Below are 21,266 nucleotides of genomic sequence, written 5' to 3'. Positions count from 1 at the left end.
AACAATTAAATGTTTATTTCGTGTTAAAATTACAGTTAAAAAGCCTAAATAAAAGTATTTATGGCTATGTTTTGTTAATTTTGAATTTAAATTAATACCATGCAGATTAGCCCGCAACAAGTTTTAGATGCGCTTAAAAATGTTGAAGATCCCGATCTTAAAAAAGATCTGGTTACTTTAAACATGATTAAAGATTTACAGATAACGGATAACCAGGTCAATTTTACACTAGAGCTTACTACACCAGCATGTCCGATGAAGGAGATGTTGAAAAATGCCTGTACAAATGCAATCAAACATTTTGTTTCGCAAACGGCAGAAGTAATCATCAATGTAACGTCGAGGGTTACCCAGCCAACCAATTCATCATCGTTAGATAACATCAAAAACATCATTTTGGTTTCATCTGGCAAAGGTGGCGTTGGTAAATCAACAGTGGCAAGCAATTTGGCGGTTGTACTGGCTAAAGATGGTGCCAAAGTGGGACTAATCGATGCCGATATTTACGGGCCATCGGTACCCACGATGTTCGATCTTGTTGATGCCAAGCCTGGAGCTGAAGAAACTGCAGACGGGAAAACAAAAATTTTACCGATCGAAAAATACGGAATCAAGTTATTGTCGCTGGGTTTTTTTGCAGATCCAGGCCAACCTGTGCCATGGCGCGGACCAATGGCATCTAACGCGGTAAAGCAGTTGTTCAACGATACAAATTGGGGCGAATTGGATTATCTGATCGTAGATCTTCCACCGGGAACGGGAGATATCCACATTACCATAACCCAAAGTTTCCCTATTTCTGGCGCAGTGGTGGTTACCACACCTCAACAGGTAGCACTTGCCGATACCCACAAGGGTTTGGCTATGTTCAGGATGCCAGGAATTAATATTCCAATTTTAGGTGTTATAGAAAACATGTCGTATTTTACTCCTGCAGAATTGCCTGAGAATAAATATTATATCTTCGGAAAAGGTGGCGGTACTAAACTTGCTGAACGCTTTGATGTGCCATTTTTAGGTGAAATTCCGATTATACAAAGTATTTCGGAAGCTGGGGATAACGGAAAACCGGTTGCTTTGAACCAAAACCCTCTGTTGGATGTTATATTTGGTGATATTGCAAGTAAAATTGCACAGCAGATATCCATCAACAATGCGCAAATGGTGAATTGCTAAAAAATTACTATTTTTATAAATTAAAATATATATAATGAATTTAACAGAACAAGTAGAACAGGCATTGGAAACTATCAGGCCATATTTAAAGGCTGATGGAGGTGATGTTTCTGTTGAAGAAATTACATCAGAAGGAACGGTAAAGCTTAAGCTTTTAGGCAACTGTGGTTCTTGCCCGATGAGTTTCATGACTATGAAATCTGGTATTGAACAGGCAATTATGAAAGCCGTTCCACAGATCACTTCAGTTGTAGCCGTAAACATGGCCGAGCAGGATTAAGCTTTAACACTATTTAACAAGGAAGTTTTATTAATAAAATTACTTTTGTCTTAATGAGATATTGTATTGCCCTGATTTGCTTAATTTTTTCTGTAACCGCTTTTGCGCAACAAAAGCCGGCACAGGATAAACTCATCCAATTTTCTGGGATTATTACCGATATTGATAGTTCAAATGTGATTCCTTATGTTACCATCACCAATCTTTCTGCCAAGAGTAAAAGGGTTGGTGCTGATTATAGAGGGTATTTTACTTTTATTGTAAACCCTGGCGATACCATTTTATTTACCGCTATTGGTTACAAAAAATTTTCTACAGTAATTCCGGAAAGTACCCCTGATAGTAAGTACACCATTATGGTTAAATTAAAAGCCAATGTGATTGATTTACCATCAGTACGTGTTTTCCCTTGGGCCACAACAGAAGAATTTACCCGCGAGTTTTTATCAATGAAACTGGCGGATGATGATATGGCCATTGCCAAAAAGAACCTCTCCCGTTCCTCAATTGATGGTTTAATACAAACCTTACCGCGTGATGGGCAAGAAATCGGAAGTCAGAATTACAGGTATAATTTTGATAGGATGATCAATAAGAACATGGTGCAAACCAACCCCCTACTTAACCCTTTTGCCTGGGGCAAGCTGATGCAGCAGATCTTTGATGGCGATAAGAGCCGGACGAATTAGTCTGGGTACAGAGGTCCATTGCAAAAGATAATTATTACCTTAATTTTATTTTAGACGTATAAGAGCAATTAATAGCGACGAACCTTAAATAAAAAAGGGAAAATGTTTCCACTTTCCCTTTGATATCTTACATTAAAACTTATCTTTTCTTACTTTTATTCGGAAACTTCATTTTGTAATCCGTTTTGATATTTCCTTTCGAAATCGCATCCAGCTTGCTTTTAAGCATGGTTTTACGGAGCACACTTACTTTGTCGGTAAATAATTTACCTTCAATATGGTCGTATTCATGTTGGATTACGCGTGCTGGCATTCCGTCTACATCTTCAGTATGCTCTACCCAGTTTTCATCAAAATAAGTAATTTTGATATTAGGCTTGCGCATAATGTTTTCGCGGATATCAGGAATACTCAAACAGCCTTCGTTAAAACTCCAGGCTTCTCCGGTTTCTTCTAAAATTTCGGCGTTGATAAATACTTTTTTATAACCAGGTTTGCCATCTTCATCTTCACCGGTATCTACAATAAACAAACGGATAGGCAAGCCAATCTGAGGAGCGGCCAAACCTACACCATTTGCGTAATACATGGTGTCGAACATATCGCTGATCAATTGTTTTAGTTCTGGATAATCTTTATCAATATCGGTTCCTACCTTTTTTAAAACAGGATCGCCGTATGCTACTATTGGTAATTTCATTGTATAATATTTATGTCGTCCTTCATTACGGGTACGAAGCAGTTTTAATGCGCTGGTTGAACCAGCGATTGTTGTATTGTTGCTTTGTACCTTGCAATAACGAAAAAGTAAAGCAATGCACGAGCATTTTTTTACAAAAATAAGAATTATTCCTCTATTGGGCAGAAAGTAAAGATATTCAGGTGCTCAATATCTAATATTTCATGCACCACATCGGCCATTTCTTTGGTGGTAACTGCATTTATTTTCTCAAAAACAGTTTCTAAAGAATCTATTTTATTGTGATCGATCAGGCTTTTTGCCATCGAAATAATTAGTCCGATTCTATTTTCTTCTCCCAAGGCAATTTGCCCTATAAACTTGTTTTTTGCTTTTTGCAATTGAAGTTCATTTAAGGGATGTTCTCTAAGCCTTTTAATTTCTTTAAAAATTAGAGAAAGTGCTTTGGTCTGTTTTTCTTTATCTGTTCCAAAATAAATTGAAAAAATACCCGTATCGCTTAATGGAGAAAAATTAGATTCTATTGTGTACGCTATCCCATATTTCTCTCTAATCTGCAGGTTTAAAACCGAACTCATTCCGTTACCACCAAAATAATTGTTCAACAGCATTAAGGGTACCTTTTTCTCCTGATGGGTAGAATAAGCCTGGGTGCCCAAAATGCAGTGTGCCTGCATAATCGGTTTGTAAATGGTGGTATTGCTTTGTGATAGTACGGTTGGTTTTAACCTGGCTTTATCGGGATTATTTTCTTCAACATTGGCAAAATGTTTGCTGCCCTTGCTAACTACGCTGTTTAGGGTATAATTTCCTAAAATAGCCACTACAATTTCATTTGTTCGGTAATTGGCTTTTCTAAAATTAATTACATCTTCGCGGGTAAAATGCTGCACCGTTTCAGTTGTGCCCAAAATGTTGTTGCCAAGTGGATGCCCTGCAAAAAGCATGTCTTCAAAATCATCGTTAATGGCTTCTTCAGGTTGATCCAGGTAAGAAGAAATCTCATCCAGGATTACACTTTTCTCTTTATCCATTTCCTCTTCGGGAAAAGTAGAGTGGAACAGAATATCGTTGAAAAGATCTAAAGTTCTATCCAGATAAGGGTTTAAAAAAGAAGCATGTATGCAGGTGTATTCCTTTGTGGTATAGGCATTTAAATCAGCACCAACACTTTCTAAGCGGTTTAAAATCTGATTGGTACTGCGTTTTTCAGTTCTTTTAAAAATCAGGTGTTCGATAAAATGCGCTAAACCTGCTTTATTTTCCGGCTCATCGCGAGAGCCGGTATTTACGATAACGCAGGCGTGTGATATGGCAGAGGCCGAAGGCACATGCAATAAGCGTATACCGTTTGGCAAAGTGTGAACATTGTATTCCATTGAAGGGCAAAGATAAGGCTATTTGCTCACAATGACTCTGTATCTGGATATTGCAATTGTAAAGTGGAGATCAATTTATCTTTAGTTGGCCTTTTAAGTACCAAAAAAGCAAAATTTGCCGCAGCAAAAATCAAAAAGAACGAATTATGTGTGATAAAAAAACCAACAATGTTAAAAAGCGCACCTCCTTCCAGCATCGCTGAGCTAATGATAAATGCACTTTGATACATATTGATTTTTGTATCGACAGGTGCATTTTTATTAATTTTTGCCATTAAATTTCTATGAAAAAAGATACTTGCAGAAATCGTGATCAAACCCATGATCGGAAATATTGGGTTAAAGGGTGATGTGGTTTTAGGATTGGCATCGAAAAACATCATTTCGCGATTTAGAAAAATGGTTACCAATGCAAAAAGGAAAACCCCTGAGCATAAGGCAAGATGGATAATTTGGAGTGTTTTTAGTTTGGTGTTCATTGTGGGGTTTTAGCTTGATTTATATTTTAAAAAGGGTGGTCGTCATTCCCGCTCAGGCGGAAATGACGAACCGGGTAAAAAAATTATTTCGTTATCCCCTCCAGCGAGAACAAAAATGCCCACCGTAAGGAAACATCTTTTAAGTAATCGAAACGGCCTGATGCGCCGCCATGGCCAAATTCCATATTGGTTTTAAGCAATAGTACGTTCTTATCTGTTTTTGTAGCCCTTAGTTTAGCCACCCATTTGGCAGGTTCGAAATACTGCACCTGGCTATCGTGCAGGCCTGTGGTAACCAGCATATTCGGGTAGGCCTTTTTCTCTACATTTTCGTAAGGGGAATAGCTTTTCATATAATCGTAAGCTGCTTTTTGTTTAGGATTTCCCCACTCATCAAATTCATTTGTGGTCAACGGAATGCTTTCATCCAGCATGGTATTAATTACATCTACAAAAGGAACATCAGCAATAATTCCGTTCCATAAATCAGGAGCCATATTGGCAACTGCACCCATCAATAAGCCTCCTGCGCTGCCTCCATGTGCATATAAATGACCTTTAGAAGTGTACTTTTGATCAACAAGATATTCGCCTGCAGCAATAAAATCGGTAAATGTGTTTTTCTTTTTCATCAGCTTGCCATCTTCATACCACTGTCTGCCCATTTCCTGTCCGCCACGGATATTTGCAATAGCGAAAACGAAACCACGGTTTAAAAGGCTTAATCTGGGTGAAGAGAAAGTGGCATCGGTGCTTGCTCCATAAGATCCATAAGCGTACAACAGCAATGGCGCATGTCCATTCTTTTCGAAACCCTTTTTATAAACCAGAGCGATCGGAATCTTTGTTCCATCCTTTGCCGTAGCGAAAACACGTTCTGTTGCGTAATCATTAGGATCGTAGCCACCAATAACTTCCTGTTGCTTCATTAGTTTTTTATCCTTCTTATCAAGGTCGTAATCATAAACAGAACTTGGTGTGGTTAAAGAAGTGTAAGAATAACGGAGCGTTTTACTGTTGTACTCCGGGTTTGCACCTACTCCGGCAGCATAAACAGGCTCATCAAATTTGATGTAGTAATCGCCCCCATCATTTTTAAGTACGCGGAGCTCTGTCAAGCCGTTTTTACGTTCTGATAATACCAAATGATCTTTAAATTCTTCCCCATATTCGAGTAAAACATCTTTGCGGTTTGGAATAACCTCTTTCCAGTTCTCCTTTTCTGTTTTATCCAAAGGGCATTCCATCAGGCGGAAATTTTTGGCGTTCCAATTGGTTATAATATAAAATTTATCGTCTACAGGCAAAATGTCGTATAAAACATCTTTCGATCGGCTAGAAAACACTTTAAAAGCATTTTCAGGATGATCAGCATCAATCATTCTATATTCAGCGCTTAGTGTTCCCTGTGAGCCGATGAAAATGTATCGACCGTTTTTTGATTTCATTACGCCAATATAGTTGCTGTTGTCTTTCTCCTCATAAACTACCGCATCTGTTTTGGCATCCGTACCAAGTGTGTGTTTTTTAATTTTCTCACTTAAAAGCGTAACAGGGTTTTTTGAGGTGTAAAAAAATGTTTTATTATCATTTGCCCATGCTACTGCACTTTCGGTATTGGTAATGGCATCTTTAAGTATTTCTCCTGTTTCTAAATTTTTAATGTTAATGGTGTATTGGCGGCGAGAAACCTGATCCACACCAAAAGCTAAAAGTTTATTGTCAGGACTAACACTAAAACCTGTAGCACTATAATAAGTGTGCCCTTTTGCAAGGTCGTCAACATCTAGCAAAACCTCTTCAGCAGCTGATAAACTTCCCTTTTTCCGGCAATATTTAAAGTATTGTTGTCCATCTTCGGTTCTTGTATAATAAAAATAGCCGTTCTTTAAAACAGGTACAGATTCATCTTTCTCCTTTATCCTTCCCTTCATTTCTTTAAACAGATCAGCCTGAAATTGATCTGTACTTTTCATCATTGTGTTGAGGTAAGTATTTTCGGCTTTTAAATAATTGACAACTTTTGTACTATCCGGACCTTTTTTAAAGTAATCGATCATCCAATAGTAATTATCTACTACAGTATCGCCATGTATTACTCTTTGGTGAGGAATAATTTCTGCTACAGGAGCTTTGGCATCGGGCCACTTAATCGCTTTCATTTCTTTCTTTTGGGGGTTATTGCAAGCCATAACTGTACTAAGTACAATTAGGCTGGGTAAGATACGTTTCATAGCGGTTTGATTTAGGTTCAAATGCAATTTAGTCAAATAGTTCAATAGTTTATTAGCATTAGCTCAGGAGTTCATTTGTTCCGTGTTCAGTAGTAGTGGCGGGCAGGATAACTTGTTAATTGTTTAAATCGATTATGCTGCACCAAACGCCAAGCGCTCAATCCCAAACCACCTATTACCATTTTAGCAAAAATCCATAAAGCCTATAGATAATTATCCGAAATAGAAAAATTGATGTTAAATTGCCAAATCAAAATGCTTGAAAAGAAGGATGAAATTAGGCTACAAAAAAATAGTTGTTAAAGTTGGTTCAAATGTAATTACACAAGCGAATGGTTTGCCCGATGAAGCAAGGATTAAACACCTTGTAAACCAATTGGCAGATATTAAAAAACAAGGTATTGAAGTTATTCTTGTTTCTTCGGGGGCAGTAGCATCTGGTAGAAGCCTGATTAAGGTTTCTGAAAAGCAAGATGCGGTAACTACCCGACAGTTATTGGCTGCAATTGGCCAGGTGAAATTAATTAATACCTATGCTAATTTTTTTGCCACCCATGATATTCAGTGTGCGCAGGTTTTGGTTACCAAAGAAGATTTTCGCGACCGGGCACATTATTTAAACATGAAAAACTGTTTGCAGATTTTGCTTCAAAATGAGGTAATTCCTGTTGTAAATGAAAACGATGTGGTATCTGTTACCGAGTTGATGTTTACTGATAATGATGAGCTTGCCGGATTAATTGCTTCGATGTTAAATGCTGACGCGCTGATTATCTTATCTAATGTGAATGGAATTTATAATGGCGACCCAAAAATTGAAGGATCGGCTGTTATTGAAGAAATTAATGGCTCGGTTGCTAATTTGGCATCTTTTATACAAACAGGTAAATCGCAATTTGGGCGTGGGGGGATGATTACTAAATCTACCATGGCACAAAAAGTGGCGAAACTTGGCATAACGGTTCATATTGCCAATGGAACTAAAAACGATGTGCTTACGGAATTATTAAATAATGAATTGGTGCACACTCGTTTTGTACCCGAAAAAAGTAAATCAGGCAAGAAAAAATGGATTGCTCATTCGGAAACAGCTGCAACTGGTGTTGTGAAATTAAACGATGGTGCAAAAACCGTACTAACCTCAGGAAAAGCCACCAGTTTATTGCCCGTGGGGATTATCGAAATACAAACAGATTTTTTAAAGGGCGATATTATTAAAATTGTGGATGAAAAAAATAACCTGATCGGATTGGGCATCGCAGAATATGGTTCGGATAAAGCCAGGGAACGCATTGGACAAAAGAAACAGAAAGCGCTGGTGCATTACGATTATTTTTATTCGGCTATTTAGCAGGCTCATTCGTCATCCTGAACTCGTTTCAGGATCTTATTAATAGATGCTGAAATAAATTCAGCATGACGAACCTCTAATTAAAACAAAACAATGGATTACAAACAATACTTCGAAAAAGCAAAACAAGCAAGTCGTACCTTGGTTGGCGTTGGTAAAGAAACGACAAATGCTGTTCTAACAGATCTGGCTGAGGCTTTGGTAGCCAATACAGCATCAATTCTTACTGAGAATGTAAAAGATTTAGCAAAAATGCCTATCGAAGATCCAAAATACGACAGGCTAAAGTTAAGCACAGCGCGCATTGCTGATATTGCGAACGATCTTATAAATGTTGCAGGTTTAAACAGTCCTTTAGGTAAAATTCTTTCAGATAAAACGCTTGAAAATCACCTTCATATTCAGAAAGTTAGTGTGCCATTAGGTGTTGTAGGTGTAATTTACGAAGCGCGCCCGAATGTTACTGCCGATGTATTTTCACTTTGTTTTAAAACAGGAAACGTGGCTGTACTTAAAGGTGGAAGCGATGCAGAATTTTCAAATCTGGCGATTGCAAAAGTGATCCACGAAGTATTGGATAAACATAAAATTAATCGTGATGTATTAACACTATTGCCTGCAGAAAGGGCAGCTACTGAAGCTTTATTAAATGCAAGAGGTTTTGTTGATGTGCTGATTCCGAGAGGAAGTCAATCTTTAATTACTTATGTCCGCGAAAACAGCAAAATTCCTGTCATAGAAACCGGAGCAGGGATTGTTCATACTTATTTTGATGAATCTGGAGATTTGGAAAAAGGAAAAGTAATTATTTTTAACGCAAAAACCAGGAGGGTAAGTGTTTGTAATTCGCTTGATTGTGTGTTGATCAACAAGAACAGCCTGAACGATTTATCTGCACTTTTATCGCCTTTGGCTGATGGAAATGTTGAGCTTTATGCAGATGAAAAAAGTTATAATGCATTAAAAGCTACTTATCCTGCAGAATTGTTAAATCATGCTGCGCCAGAACATTTCGGCACAGAGTTTTTATCGTTAAAGCTTGCCGTAAAAATAGTTGAAGATTTAAATGATGCATTAAACCACATTGCAAAATACAGCTCGAAACACAGCGAAGCAATTATATCGGAAGATGTTGGTAATATTACTCAATTTTTAAATGAAGTAGATGCCGCTGCGGTGTATGCCAATGCTTCTACCGGGTTTACAGATGGGGCACAGTTTGGCCTGGGAGCCGAAATTGGGATCAGTACGCAAAAACTTCATGCCCGTGGCCCAATGGGACTTGAAGAATTAACCAGCTACAAATGGGTGGTGAGGGGAAACGGCCAAGTAAGGGGTTAATCGTTTTCATTACAAAAAAAGCACGATGGTTAATAGATTATGGTCAATGGCCGCGGAGCGATCAGCCAAAACGCTTTACAAACCAATCAGAAGATAATGGTTAATTGATTATGGTCGATAGCCTGGGAGGGATCAGCTATGAGCCAAAAAACCATGAACTATCGTCAGCCTGATTCACAATGGTCAATGGCCGCGGAGCACTCAGCTATGAGCCGAAAACCATGGTAAACCAATTAAAAGACAAATGGTAACTAGATATTTTCAATGGCCGCCAAACCATTAGCTATGAGCCAAAAAACCATGAACTATCGTCCAGTCTAATCACAATGGTTAATAGCCGCGCAGACCATCAGCTATGGGCCGAAAACCATGGTAAACCAATTAAAAGACAAATGGTTACTAGATTATGGTCAATGGCCGCCAAACCATCAGCTATGAGCCAAAAAACCATGGACTATCAACCAAAAAACCATGAACGAGCCCATACGCAATTCGCTACAATTCAAATACTTCTCCTCTTTCGGGAACTGCAACATTAAAACCATCTTCCTGTAATGCCGATGATAAGCTTTGCAGGCTCTTATCTTCACCATGAACCAAGAATACTTTTTTGGGTTGCCCCGTTTGTTTTATTGTTTTAATTAAATCGTTATGGTCGCCATGCCCGCTAAGCAAATCCGTTTGGCGTATTGTAGCATAAACCATCATTTCGCGGTCTTTAATCCGAACAATTGGTGCGCCGCTTAATAATTTATAGCCAAGTGTTCCTTTTGCGCAATAACCAATAAACAGAATGGTGCAGTAATAATTTTGAATGTTGTAATACAGGTGATCCTGAATCCGGCCACCTTCTAACATACCTGCTGATGAAATGATGATGCATGGATCAAAATAATTGGAAACATCTTTACTCTCTTTCATGGTGTGAACATAAGCCAAATGCTCAAATTCAAATTCATCACCCATGGTTTGGTAAAAATCCTTAGCCTCCTGGTTTACCAGGTTATGGTGTTTACGGTAAACCTCTGTAGCTTGAATAGCCATAGGACTATCTACAAAGATTTGAACTGGCGGCAACAGTTTTTTGGTGAAAATTTGATTTAAAGCAAATACCAAAGATTGTGTTCTACCAATACTGAATGCAGGAATAATCAATCTACCGGGGCTTTTTATACAAGCTTCGGTAATTTCCTGTACCAATCTTTCTTCCAAAGTTTGATCTTTAGTATGCATTCTTCCGCCGTAGGTTGCTTCACTTACCAGGTAATCAACTTCGGGCAATGGTTCGGGATTAACTAAAACCGGATAATTATCTCTTCCAATATCACCGGTAAAAGCAATTTTCTTTTCCTCACCATGGTCATTTATAGTTAAAACAGCGGCAGCTGCGCCTAATAAATGCCCAACAGGAACAAAAGTTAAACTAATATCGCCGTTTATTTTAAAAGGCTTATTAAAAGCAATAGTTACAAAACGATCAATCGTATCCATCACATGTTTGTGCAGATACAAGGGTTTTGGGCCACTAAAATTGCCTCGTTTGGTTCTGGGTTTTCGACCTGCCTTTCTTAAAAAAAGTTCCACAGAATCGAATAATAATATTGAAGTTAAATCGGCTGTTGGTGGTGTACAAAGTACTTGTCCATCAAAACCCAGGCGCACCAACGTAGGTAAATTGCCGGAGTGATCAATATGGGCGTGGGTTAAAATAACCAGGTTTATACTTGCCGGATCGAATGGAAACTGTTGGTTTTCTTCCTGGTAGGTTTCTTTCTCGTAATCTAACCCACAATCTATCAGTATTTTATAATGGCCAGCCTCCAGCAAGTGCATACTGCCTGTTACTTGTTGTGCTGCGCCCCAAAACGTTAACTTCATCTTCTTATCTGTACAGTAAATTCTTTAGCCGTAAAGTAGTATAATTGATGGGATTTTTAAACAATCAGGCGTAATTTTTTAATTATAGTCTGTCGTTTTCCCTGAATTTTAGAATCCTTAAGATTTCAGTTTTGGCTTCTTCTGAAAAATGTTCTAAATCAGCTTGTGTGATTGTTTTGTCTAAAAGCATAGCAATGACCGTATCAAAAAACCAGGAATTTTTGAGACCGTCATATCTTCTGGCGATATGTTTGTCAAAATCCTTTACTGTAGTAAATATCTTATAGTAATCATCCCTATTGTCTACAGGCTGTTGCGTTTTCCATTGATCCAAAACTTCAGCGAATTCGTGCATGCCTTTTATTAATTCTCTTTGTAAAGCTACCTCAAATAATTTTCGGGCAACCTTGTTATCTGCTTTTGAAAAATCCATCTTTATCAATTGATCCTATAAAGATAAGAATGTATGATATATCCGGTCAAGCTCAAAGTCAACGAAAAGATTTTTTATCTTTGTAAAAAAACATTCAGCATGCAAGAGCCTTTTGATATCGTAATCGGACCAATAAACTATTCAGTTTTCCCTGAAGGAAATGATTCTTACACCATTTTTAAAGATGGTAAGGAATATATTCAGATTCAAAAAGATACCTCTTCAATTTGGCTAAAAATGGATTATAAAACCGAATTGCCAATTTTTGAAGAAGATGAAGAAGTTAATGCCATCGGCCAGGCCATTGAAAAGTACGTGCCTGAAGAAGATGATGAGGATATAGAAGAGTTATAGTCACAAAAAAAAGGCCCGATTTTAAAATCGGGCCTTTTGCTTTACAATGTTTTTACCTGTTGCAATTGGCTGTCCATGTTTGCCCATCTTTTGATACTAAAATATTAAGATTACTTGCATCAATACTAATACCAGTTAAACCTGAGCCTATGCTCACATAATTGTTATCGCTTTTCTTTTCAAACTTTACACCTGTAATATCAGGAATGTTGTTACCAAAGTAAAAGTTATAAGTTTCGCCAACTTTACTCACAGTTACTTTGCCATCGCTGCTGTTAATTGTTGTTTGACCGTTTCTATAAGAAACTGTTCCTTTATAGGTACCCACAAAGAAATCTTTGTCGGCCGGATCGGTATCTTTTTTACACGATACCATTACTGTTAATGCTATTAATAGCATGCTGAAAATTTGGATTGTCTTTTTCATCTCTTTCACTTTTTTTATTTTATATAGGTAATAAATGTAACTGCCTAAAGACAATCACTATGCCAAACCGTTTTGATGGAAGGGTAAATAAGGAGAGAAGACATGATAGTAGAAAATTATTTTCACTTGTAAGCATCTGTAATACAAGGCGTTGATTAGTCGCTTAAAAAGCAAAAGACGAAAATCTTTTAAAGGTCTACCTGAAATGTATGGTTATCGTTTTTGGATAATAAAACTGTTCAGTTTAATTGAATAAAGTAGACAAAAATTATTTTTTGTTTAAAATTGCAGTTATTTTTTTATCGAGGTCTAGATTTTCTTTGTCATCAAAAGAATCGCCGGTTTTGTATGGTTTATAATTTTTATCAAGGCGGTACAACTGATAATAATTGGTTCCTGTAAAACCGTAACTTATAATTACGCCATGCTTTTTATCATAGCTTGGGTTAACAATTTTATCAAAATTTTTAACTTTAGTTAAAGTATATTTTTTACGATTAATTAAATAAAGGTTATAAAAAGAGTTTCCTCCCCTTGCTCCGGTATCTTCAAAAATTAATAAATCCTTAACCCCATCATTGTTAAAATCCTCATATTTAAGGTTATCGGCTATGTGGCGCATTTCAATATTTTTTTTCCAAAATATTTTGTCGGTTTTTACTCCGGATTTACCAAAGTACAGTATTGTGTTGCACAATTCTGAAAACGGTTCTTTTTCAGTAGTAAGGCATTGTAAAGCCAGCACATAACTTGTATTTTTAAAAGGATAAACGTATTGCCAGCTTCCTTTTGCATTTGACTGATTGAATATTTTTTGGGCAAATGAATGGCTGGTGATGAATATAAGGCATAAACAAAAGATCTTTCTCATGGAAGGTATGGTGAGCGTTAATAATAGAAATATTTGCCGTTGGCGGGGATTTTTAATTCAATTTGGCCAGGGATAAAACCATCCATTTTTGGAAGTGCTTTAAAAGGGTATTTGAAATTATAAAAACTATCTTTTGGGATCTTTGTTCCGTCATCGCAATCGCCATAGGTATAGGCAACACTCACTTGTTTGGTAGAGAAATTAATGTCGTATTTGTAATCAAAATCACAGGTATCGTAATCATCATAGGTAGAGCCGATCAGAAACCAATCGGCATTTTGATAGCGATAAACATTTTTCCAAGTACTATAATGCCTGCTGTTGTGGTTAAAGCTTTGTTCGGTTATTAGTGTATTATTTTTGATTTTTACCGAGAGATTTACCCCTGCATCAATACAGAAGCCACAATCTTTACTGCTTTTTAAAATGCTGCTATTGCTTTTCCAAAGTTTGTTTTTACCATTTATTTGTTTGCAGATGTATAACATTCTTTTAAATCCATTTTCTCCATCCGCTTTGTCAGTATCAAAAACAATTACCAATTCTTCAATGCCATCTTTATCTAAATCGCCTTTGGTTTGGGTAACCATTTTGTAGTTTTTGGGTGGAAAAAAATCCGGCAATGTTTGACTGTTGCTTTTTAGGGAAATGATGATTAAGCTTAAAAATATAAAAGGCAATTTTTTCATAGGGGGTATTTGCACGCCAATAAACTTAATGTTTATCAAGATAACAAATAAATTAAACGCTTTCTTAACAACATTTTATCCCGCCCAGCCATCTCTATCTAAACTCCGGTAATTAATTGATTCTGCAAGGTGTTCGAGTTCAACGTGCTCGCTTCCAGCCAAGTCGGCAATGGTTCGCGCAACTTTTAAAATTCTGTCGTAGGCACGGGCCGATAAGCCCAGTCGTTCCATAGCGGTTTTTAATAAAGTAGTGCCCTCGTTACTAATCTGGCATACTTTGCGCACCATTTTAGGGCTCATTTGTGCGTTATAATGCAAATCCTCCTGGTTAGCAAAGCGTAGGTCCTGAATTTCTCTCGCTTTAATTACGCGGTCGCGGATACAATCACTTTTTTCTGCACTTTGAGCGGAAGCCAATTCGTTAAAATTAACTGGCGTAACCTCAACATGAAGATCAATCCGATCTAAAAGTGGCCCAGATATTTTACTCAGGTATTTTTGCACTACGCCGGGGGCACAAACACAATCCTTTTCCGGATGGTTATAAAACCCGCACGGACAGGGGTTCATCGAGGCTACCAACATAAAGCTTGCCGGGTATTCTACTGAAAACCGTGCTCTGGCAATGGCAACTTTGCGGTCTTCCAAAGGTTGCCTCATCACTTCTAAAACGCTTCGTTTAAATTCCGGAAGTTCATCTAAAAATAATACACCGTTATGTGCAAGTGATATTTCTCCAGGCTGTGGATTTATTCCTCCACCAACTAAAGCTACATCGCTAATGGTGTGATGGGGCGAACGGTATGGGCGGATAGTCATTAAAGCATCAGCTGCCGAAAGTTTTCCGGCAACGGAGTGAATTTTTGTTGTTTCCAACGCTTCTGTTAAATTTAACGGGGGTAAAATTGTAGGTAAGCGTTTGGCTAACATGGTTTTACCGGCACCCGGCGGACCAATCAAAATTACATTATGGCCACCTGCAGCGGCAATTTCCAACGCTCGTTTTATATTTTCCTGCCCTTTAACATCAGCAAAATCGTGTTCGTAATTATTGATGTTTTTTAAAAACTCCTCTTTGGTATTAACCTTTACTTGTTCAAGCTGTTCTGTTTTATTAAAAAAACCTACTACCTGCGCAAGGTTTTCTACACCGTAAGCAATTAAATCGTTCACAATACCAGCTTCACGAACATTTTGTTTGGGCAGGATAAAACCATTGAATCCATCCTGTTGGGCTTGTATAGCAATTGGTAAGGCTCCTTTTATGGGCTGAATGCTTCCATCTAATGATAGCTCTCCCATTATAAAATAGTTTTCCAATTCATCAGCAGGAATTTGCCCTGACGCTGCTAAAATGCCAATAGCGATTGGCAGATCGTATGATGAACCTTCTTTTTTGATATCGGCGGGGGCTAAGTTGACAACAATTTTCTGTTTGGGCATGCGAAAGCCAGAAACGTTTATTGCACTGGCCACCCTTTGCAAACTTTCTTTAACTGCATTATCGGGCAGGCCCACCATGTAGTATTTGGTACCCGCACTAATATTCACTTCGATTGTTATGGTTAGTGCATTTACACCATAAACAGCACTCCCGTATGTTTTTACAAGCATTAAATTCTAAATAAGTAAATGGAGATGTAAACTATTCGGGATGAATATTGATCACAATATAGAGATTGTTTAGCTAAGGATCAAATTTTTTTAGGTTAAGTGCCAAATACAGCTTTTTCTGCTCAAATTACCAACCTAAATCAGCTTTTTCAGTTATACCAAACTAAAAAATCCCGACCATTACTGATCGGGATTAATATCTTCACGAAGAATAAGACCTTAGGCCCTAAACCTCTCTACCCTAAATTTTTAAACTATCTGCCAAATGGCATTTTAGGCATACCTTTCATCATTGCTGCTGCGGCTGCCGGGTTCGAAAACTGCTTCATCATTTTACGCATATCTTCAAACTGTTTAATCAGTTTGGTTACTTCTTCTACCTTGCTGCCAGATCCTTTTGCAATACGCAAGCGACGGCTTTGTTGAATGCTGTCTGGATTTTCTTTTTCAAACGGCGTCATTGAATTGATAATGGCTTCGATTGATTTAAAAGCATCGTCCTGTATATCTACATTCTTCATCATTTTACCCACACCAGGAATCATGCCCATCAAATCTTTCATGTTACCCATTTTCTTGATCTGCTGAATCTGGTTGTAGAAATCGTTGAAATCGAATTTATTCTTGCGGATTTTTTTCTGAAGTTCTGCAGCCTCTTTCTCATCGAACTGCATTTGTGCACGCTCAACAAGTGAAACCACATCACCCATACCCAAAATACGCGATGCCATACGATCTGGATAGAAAACATCAAGGGCTTCCATTTTCTCGCCGGTACCAATAAATTTAATCGGTTTATTTACTACCGATTTAATTGAAAGTGCTGCACCACCGCGGGTATCACCATCTAATTTGGTTAAAACAACACCTGTAAAATCTAATCTATCGTTAAATATCTTAGCTGTATTTACCGCATCCTGTCCCGTCATCGAATCCACTACAAACAAAATTTCGTGTGGATGGGTTTGGGCTTTAACCTCCGATATTTCGTTCATCAACGACTCGTCAATAGCCAAACGGCCGGCGGTATCGATAATGATTACATTATTTCCATTTTGTTTACCATGCTCAATACCTTCCAAGGCAATGGCAACAGGATCTTTTGATTCGCGGTTGGCATATACAGAAACCCCTACAGATGTTCCTAAAACCTCCAACTGATCTACAGCCGCAGGGCGGTACATATCACCGGCAACCAATAAAGGTTTTTTACCTTTACCTTTTAAATGCAGCGCCAGTTTACCCGCGAAGGTGGTTTTACCCGCACCGTTTAAACCCGCAATTAATATAATAGTAGGGTTTGCTTTGGTTTCTAACTCTGTAACCTCGCCACCCATTAAGGCCGCAAGTTCATCGTTCATTATTTTGGTAAGCAATTGCCCTGGAGAAACTGATGTTAACACATTTTGCCCTAAAGCTTTTTGCCTCACATCGTCCGTAAATGCTTTTGCTGTTTTATAGTTTACGTCGGCATCCAATAACGCTTTGCGGATTTCCTTCATGGTTTCTGCCACGTTGATTTCCGTAATGCTGCCTTGTCCTTTTAATACTTTAAATGCTCTGTCTAGCTTGTCCTGTAAATTATCAAACATCTTTTTTTAAGCTAAAAGCTTAATGCCAACGGGCAAAAAGCTACTTGTTTTTAATAAAAGGCAAATGTATTAAATTTTGCTTGTAAATCTTAGCAACTCAAAGTCAAAACTTTAGCTTGTTTACTATATTATTTAATGAGGCCGTGCAACATTTTGTTCTTTATGCAGTCTTATACCCAACTAACCTAAACCCATGAAACGCTTTATTCTCCCAATTTTAATATTCGCTTGTACTTACTGTAAGGCACAGGATATTGCTAAACAAAAGCAGTTAGATGCCAAAAGAACAATCCATATTCCTAAAATTGATGGTGTTTTAGATGATGAATGCTGGAATAATGTACCTATTGCTACAGATTTTATCGAAAATAAGCCCAACCCCGGAAAAATTGAAACTCAGGATAAACGTACTGAAATGAAGGTAATTTATGATAACGTTGCGATTTATGTTTATGCACGTATGTACGATAATCCTGATAGTGTTTCGCACGAACTGGTTTCGAGGGATAATATTGGTAATGCTGATTTTATTTCCATTATTGTTGATCCTTTTTATGATAAAATGAACGGTAACGGGTTTTTTGTTACCGCTGCGGGCGTGCAGTTTGATGCTAAATATTCACAGGTAGGTGATGAAGATGCAAACTGGAATGCTGTTTGGGAAAGTGCAGTTAAAATAGATGATAAAGGATGGACCTGTGAAATGAAAATTCCTTATTCGGCCCTGCGTTTTTCTGGTAAAGATGTGCAAAACTGGGGATTAAATTTTAGCAGGCGGATTCAGCGGCAAAACCTTCAAACTTTTTGGAATTTTGTCGATCCGAAAGTAAACGGATTTATAAATCAGGAAGGGCTTTGGATGGGAATAAGAGATGTAAAACCGCCATTGAGGTTGTCATTTTCTCCATACGTTTCGGCCTATGTTAATCATTATCCTGTTAATTTACCGGGTGTAAAAAATACAACTTCGCGTTTTAACGGTGGTATGGATGTGAAGTATGGCATTAATAACAGTTTTACGCTGGATATGACTTTGGTACCCGATTTTGGTCAGGTACAATCAGATAACAGGATTTTAAACCTTACCCCTTTTGAGGTAAAATTTAATGAAAACCGACAGTTTTTTACCGAAGGAACCGAACTTTTTAACAAAGGTGATCTTTTTTATTCCAAGCGGATCGGCTCCATCCCATCTTATTATAATTATAGCGAAGTAGGAGGAGATAAGGTAGTAAAAGATCAGACGGAAGCCAAAGTGTTAAATGCCACAAAAATTTCAGGGCGTACGGCGAAAGGCCTTGGTATCGGGATTTTTAATGCCATTACCAATAGCATGCAAACGGAAGTTGAAGATGCGCAGGGAAATCTTCGTGAGGTAGAAACGCAACCCCTTACCAATTACAATATTTTGGTTTTTGATCAGTCGCTAAAAAACAATAGTTCGGCAACGTTCATCAATACCAATGTGTTAAGGCAAGGTTCGGCTTACGATGCCAATGTAACTGCTTTACTATTTAACCTCAACAATAAAGGCAACAAATACTTTATAAATGGCGCAGGTAAAATGAGTTATTTAAAAGGTAAGGAAGCGGTTACCGGATACAGTTATGGCCTAAAGTTTGGTAAACAAAGCGGAAATTTTACCTGGAGTTATTCTCAGCAATATGCCGATGATAAATTCGATCCATCTGACTTAGGCTTTTTTACCAATAACAATTTTTTAGATCAGGTGCTTGATTTCCATTACAATGTTTATAAGCCCAGTAGTTGGTACAATCAGTTATTGAGCTATTTTAATGTTTTATATTCGCGGAGGGCAATGCCTTGCAGCTATCAAACTTTTTCTGTAGAAGGCGGCCCATATGTTCAATTCAAAAACCTATGGTCGGCAGAAGTAAATGGTGTTTATACCGCTGCAAGGAATGATTTCTACGAATCGAGAAACGGACAGGTATATAAGGCACCCGAAAGCTATGGCTTTGCTTTATACATTAACCCCAACCGTGCCAAAGCCTATAATTTGGGCGGAAACATCCGTTATAAAGAACAAGAACTTTTTAAGGGTAAGGAATATAATTTTTATTTTTTCCAGAACCTGAGGCTAAATGATAAAATTGCCTTTGGTTTAGACCTTAGTTTTAATCCAAACTACAATTATGTAAACTGGGTAACAGCACAGGGCGATAAAGCCATTTTTTCTAAATACGACCGCAGAACGGTAGAAAACTCTTTTGATGCGAAATATACCTTTACCAATTTAATGGGCTTTACGGTTGTGTTAAGGCATTATTGGAGCGATAGGCGCAACAAAGAATTTTATTTACTTAAGCCAGATGGCAATTTAACAGATTATGAAGGACCAGCATTAACAGGTACCGATAGAAATTACAATGTATTTAACATTGATTTAATTTATACCTGGCAGTTTGCACCAGGGAGCACACTTTCAGTTTCTTATAAGGATGCCGCCGAAACTTATGATACTTACTATACGCAGCGGTACAATAAAAACCTGAGCGGGATTTTAAATGCTCCGCAGAATAACAGCCTTTCGGTTAAGGTTTTATATTATGTAGATTATCTTGATTTAAAGAAAAAAAGGAAAAAGGTTTAAGCCACAGCTTATGATAAACGGGCGGCGTGCTAAATTTATTTCAGCATTTTTCTTGCCCGTAAGGCACTGAAATAAATGCAGTTTACGTTAAAGGATTTTCGATTTAATTAACGTGCTTTCCCCGGGCTTATACCAAATTTTTTACTAAAAGCATTACTAAAGTGTTGTACGGATGAATAACCCAGTTCTTCAGCTATATGCTTAATGTTTTTACTGTTATCGGCCAAAAGTTCTTTTGCGCGCATTAATTTATAATCGCTTAAATAGCCAAAAACTGTATTATTGAAAATTTCTTTAAAACCATGTTTAAGTTTAAACTCATTTATTCCTGCGGTTTTAGAAAGCTCGGTTAAAGATGGCGGATGGCTTGCATTGGCTAATAAAAATTCTCTTGCATAATAAATGCGTTCTTTATCATAGGCTGATTTGATGGTTGGACTTTCTGTTTTTTTTGCCGCCAGCTCAAAAGCCTGCGCTTGTAGGGCCAAAAGCTCTAAACATTTAGATTGAAGGAACAAGAGCTTTAAGCCGCCCGTAAAATGGCAGTTTATAATGTCGCTAATACAACTGTGCATGGCTAAACTGATCGGAAGGTTTTCTGCCGAAATCTCTACCGGACGGTTATTTGTAATATTTTCTGCAAAATTCTTTAATAAAGTACTGCTTTCACTGGTTAAATCGATAAAACGTGATCTTTCGAAATTTACCTCAAAAAATTTATGCGGTCCACCTAATGAAAATTCCGCCGTTCCATCAAAGTCAGGACTGTAGATAATATTATGCTGATTGGATTTAATATCCATGCGTTTATTGGTAAGGAAGTTTTCCATAATACCGCCGCCCATTAATGAAAAATGGAGCTCTACCATATCTGGCTCATCAAAAGATTTAATCCGCAAACGGCTTTTTTTTACCACTACATCGCCATAAACAATGTAAATACCCGAAAAAGCTATTTCCACAATCTCAGCGTCACCAAACGGAAAGCTGTATTTATCCCTCCTTTCAGTTACCAATGCCTGGTTAAGGGCTAAATTATCGAACTTGTTCCCAAGAAAATAACATCCTTCTTCGCCATCATAAATGTTTAGGCCCATAAAATCCTTTTGATATAAATTTTAATCCTTTTGATATAAAAAGATCCTGTTATCAGACAACTACTTTT

General features: G+C 37.6%; 19 protein-coding genes. 7 read left to right on the top strand and 12 right to left on the bottom strand.

Going from position 1 to position 21,266, the window contains the following annotated elements; translation table 11 throughout:
- The first annotated feature begins 99 nt into the window (after positions 1–99).
- From ACZZZW_RS01730 to ACZZZW_RS01720, 3 genes are read left to right on the top strand one after another with little or no spacing between them, the layout of a single operon-like run.
- On the top strand, positions 100–1,176 hold the full coding sequence (locus ACZZZW_RS01730; protein WP_055914255.1) for an Mrp/NBP35 family ATP-binding protein: 1,077 nt from the start codon (positions 100–102) through the stop codon (positions 1,174–1,176).
- Between the two features lie 34 nt (positions 1,177–1,210).
- Positions 1,211–1,456, top strand: coding sequence for a NifU family protein (locus ACZZZW_RS01725; protein WP_029274884.1), 246 nt, complete (start codon positions 1,211–1,213; stop codon positions 1,454–1,456).
- A 53-nt stretch (positions 1,457–1,509) separates the two neighbouring features.
- The gene (locus ACZZZW_RS01720) at positions 1,510–2,145 is read left to right on the top strand and encodes a peptidase associated/transthyretin-like domain-containing protein (RefSeq protein ID WP_055914252.1); all 636 of its coding nucleotides are present in this window, start codon (positions 1,510–1,512) and stop codon (positions 2,143–2,145) included.
- A gap of 139 nt (positions 2,146–2,284) precedes the next feature.
- Here ACZZZW_RS01720 and def read toward each other — a convergent pair whose 3' ends face one another.
- From def to ACZZZW_RS01700, 4 genes are all read right to left on the bottom strand, one after another.
- Complete coding sequence (gene def / locus ACZZZW_RS01715; RefSeq protein ID WP_055914249.1) at positions 2,285–2,845, bottom strand: peptide deformylase; 561 nt, start codon at positions 2,843–2,845, stop codon at positions 2,285–2,287.
- Positions 2,846–2,991: 146 nt separating this feature from the next.
- Positions 2,992–4,224, bottom strand: coding sequence for a M16 family metallopeptidase (locus tag ACZZZW_RS01710; protein WP_055914247.1), 1,233 nt, complete (start codon positions 4,222–4,224; stop codon positions 2,992–2,994).
- Positions 4,225–4,250: 26 nt separating this feature from the next.
- Complete coding sequence (locus ACZZZW_RS01705) at positions 4,251–4,703, bottom strand: hypothetical protein (protein WP_055914244.1); 453 nt, start codon at positions 4,701–4,703, stop codon at positions 4,251–4,253.
- Positions 4,704–4,786: 83 nt separating this feature from the next.
- A complete protein-coding gene (locus ACZZZW_RS01700) occupies positions 4,787–6,937 on the bottom strand; it encodes a S9 family peptidase (protein WP_463492124.1) in 2,151 nt (716 codons plus the stop codon).
- Between the two features lie 271 nt (positions 6,938–7,208).
- On the opposite strand from ACZZZW_RS01700, the gene proB reads away from it, so the two are divergent.
- On the top strand, positions 7,209–8,288 hold the full coding sequence (gene proB, locus ACZZZW_RS01695; protein WP_055914239.1) for a glutamate 5-kinase: 1,080 nt from the start codon (positions 7,209–7,211) through the stop codon (positions 8,286–8,288).
- Positions 8,289–8,381: 93 nt separating this feature from the next.
- Entirely contained in the window at positions 8,382–9,629 is a 1,248-nt protein-coding gene (locus ACZZZW_RS01690; protein WP_463492123.1) for a glutamate-5-semialdehyde dehydrogenase, read from the top strand.
- A 495-nt stretch (positions 9,630–10,124) separates the two neighbouring features.
- Here ACZZZW_RS01690 and ACZZZW_RS01685 read toward each other — a convergent pair whose 3' ends face one another.
- Both ACZZZW_RS01685 and ACZZZW_RS01680 read right to left on the bottom strand, forming a co-directional pair.
- Complete coding sequence (locus ACZZZW_RS01685; protein ID WP_055914233.1) at positions 10,125–11,507, bottom strand: MBL fold metallo-hydrolase RNA specificity domain-containing protein; 1,383 nt, start codon at positions 11,505–11,507, stop codon at positions 10,125–10,127.
- A gap of 82 nt (positions 11,508–11,589) precedes the next feature.
- On the bottom strand, positions 11,590–11,940 hold the full coding sequence (locus ACZZZW_RS01680; protein ID WP_055914230.1) for a hypothetical protein: 351 nt from the start codon (positions 11,938–11,940) through the stop codon (positions 11,590–11,592).
- A 99-nt stretch (positions 11,941–12,039) separates the two neighbouring features.
- Here ACZZZW_RS01680 and ACZZZW_RS01675 point away from each other — a divergent pair, with 99 nt between their 5' ends.
- Positions 12,040–12,294: a hypothetical protein gene (locus ACZZZW_RS01675; RefSeq protein WP_055914227.1), complete on the top strand. Its 255-nt coding sequence runs from the start codon at positions 12,040–12,042 to the stop codon at positions 12,292–12,294.
- A 52-nt stretch (positions 12,295–12,346) separates the two neighbouring features.
- Here the strand turns inward: ACZZZW_RS01675 and ACZZZW_RS01670 are convergent, their stop codons facing one another.
- From ACZZZW_RS01670 to ffh, 5 genes are all read right to left on the bottom strand, one after another.
- The gene (locus ACZZZW_RS01670) at positions 12,347–12,721 is read right to left on the bottom strand and encodes a hypothetical protein (protein ID WP_055914447.1); all 375 of its coding nucleotides are present in this window, start codon (positions 12,719–12,721) and stop codon (positions 12,347–12,349) included.
- A gap of 268 nt (positions 12,722–12,989) precedes the next feature.
- Entirely contained in the window at positions 12,990–13,592 is a 603-nt protein-coding gene (locus ACZZZW_RS01665; RefSeq protein ID WP_463492122.1) for an XAC2610-related protein, read from the bottom strand.
- A 17-nt stretch (positions 13,593–13,609) separates the two neighbouring features.
- A complete protein-coding gene (locus ACZZZW_RS01660) occupies positions 13,610–14,281 on the bottom strand; it encodes a hypothetical protein (RefSeq protein ID WP_055914220.1) in 672 nt (223 codons plus the stop codon).
- A gap of 75 nt (positions 14,282–14,356) precedes the next feature.
- A complete protein-coding gene (locus ACZZZW_RS01655; RefSeq protein ID WP_463492121.1) occupies positions 14,357–15,895 on the bottom strand; it encodes a YifB family Mg chelatase-like AAA ATPase in 1,539 nt (512 codons plus the stop codon).
- 254 nt (positions 15,896–16,149) lie between these two features.
- Positions 16,150–17,487: a signal recognition particle protein gene (gene ffh / locus ACZZZW_RS01650; RefSeq protein WP_055914213.1), complete on the bottom strand. Its 1,338-nt coding sequence runs from the start codon at positions 17,485–17,487 to the stop codon at positions 16,150–16,152.
- Positions 17,488–17,680: 193 nt separating this feature from the next.
- Here ffh and ACZZZW_RS01645 point away from each other — a divergent pair, with 193 nt between their 5' ends.
- The gene (locus ACZZZW_RS01645) at positions 17,681–20,101 is read left to right on the top strand and encodes a DUF5916 domain-containing protein (protein ID WP_463492120.1); all 2,421 of its coding nucleotides are present in this window, start codon (positions 17,681–17,683) and stop codon (positions 20,099–20,101) included.
- Between the two features lie 107 nt (positions 20,102–20,208).
- On the opposite strand, the gene ACZZZW_RS01640 is transcribed toward ACZZZW_RS01645, so the two are convergent.
- Positions 20,209–21,198, bottom strand: a complete 990-nt coding sequence (locus tag ACZZZW_RS01640) for a helix-turn-helix domain-containing protein (protein WP_463492119.1) — start codon at positions 21,196–21,198, stop codon at positions 20,209–20,211.
- Between the last annotated feature and the right edge of the window lie 68 nt (positions 21,199–21,266).

This window comes from Pedobacter sp. AC379 (assembly GCF_979258145.1).
Note: the sequence above shows the minus strand (reverse complement) of the source record. Positions and strands in the feature narration are given on the sequence as shown.

Bases quoted from the DNA above. Each gene is read 5' to 3' on its own strand.
- ACZZZW_RS01685 (WP_055914233.1), bottom strand. From the start codon at position 11,507: ATGAAGTTAACGTTTTGGGGCGCAGCACAACAAGTAACAGGCAGTATG.
- ACZZZW_RS01725 (WP_029274884.1), top strand. From the start codon at position 1,211: ATGAATTTAACAGAACAAGTAGAACAGGCATTGGAAACTATCAGGCCA.
- ACZZZW_RS01660 (WP_055914220.1), bottom strand. From the start codon at position 14,281: ATGAAAAAATTGCCTTTTATATTTTTAAGCTTAATCATCATTTCCCTA.
- ACZZZW_RS01690 (WP_463492123.1), top strand. From the start codon at position 8,382: ATGGATTACAAACAATACTTCGAAAAAGCAAAACAAGCAAGTCGTACC.
- ACZZZW_RS01705 (WP_055914244.1), bottom strand. From the start codon at position 4,703: ATGAACACCAAACTAAAAACACTCCAAATTATCCATCTTGCCTTATGC.
- ACZZZW_RS01645 (WP_463492120.1), top strand. From the start codon at position 17,681: ATGAAACGCTTTATTCTCCCAATTTTAATATTCGCTTGTACTTACTGT.
- ACZZZW_RS01700 (WP_463492124.1), bottom strand. From the start codon at position 6,937: ATGAAACGTATCTTACCCAGCCTAATTGTACTTAGTACAGTTATGGCT.
- proB (WP_055914239.1), top strand. From the start codon at position 7,209: ATGAAATTAGGCTACAAAAAAATAGTTGTTAAAGTTGGTTCAAATGTA.
- ACZZZW_RS01710 (WP_055914247.1), bottom strand. From the start codon at position 4,224: ATGGAATACAATGTTCACACTTTGCCAAACGGTATACGCTTATTGCAT.
- ACZZZW_RS01670 (WP_055914447.1), bottom strand. From the start codon at position 12,721: ATGAAAAAGACAATCCAAATTTTCAGCATGCTATTAATAGCATTAACA.
- ACZZZW_RS01655 (WP_463492121.1), bottom strand. From the start codon at position 15,895: ATGCTTGTAAAAACATACGGGAGTGCTGTTTATGGTGTAAATGCACTA.
- def (WP_055914249.1), bottom strand. From the start codon at position 2,845: ATGAAATTACCAATAGTAGCATACGGCGATCCTGTTTTAAAAAAGGTA.
- ACZZZW_RS01665 (WP_463492122.1), bottom strand. From the start codon at position 13,592: ATGAGAAAGATCTTTTGTTTATGCCTTATATTCATCACCAGCCATTCA.
- ACZZZW_RS01680 (WP_055914230.1), bottom strand. From the start codon at position 11,940: ATGGATTTTTCAAAAGCAGATAACAAGGTTGCCCGAAAATTATTTGAG.
- ACZZZW_RS01720 (WP_055914252.1), top strand. From the start codon at position 1,510: ATGAGATATTGTATTGCCCTGATTTGCTTAATTTTTTCTGTAACCGCT.
- ACZZZW_RS01640 (WP_463492119.1), bottom strand. From the start codon at position 21,198: ATGGGCCTAAACATTTATGATGGCGAAGAAGGATGTTATTTTCTTGGG.
- ACZZZW_RS01675 (WP_055914227.1), top strand. From the start codon at position 12,040: ATGCAAGAGCCTTTTGATATCGTAATCGGACCAATAAACTATTCAGTT.
- ACZZZW_RS01730 (WP_055914255.1), top strand. From the start codon at position 100: ATGCAGATTAGCCCGCAACAAGTTTTAGATGCGCTTAAAAATGTTGAA.
- ffh (WP_055914213.1), bottom strand. From the start codon at position 17,487: ATGTTTGATAATTTACAGGACAAGCTAGACAGAGCATTTAAAGTATTA.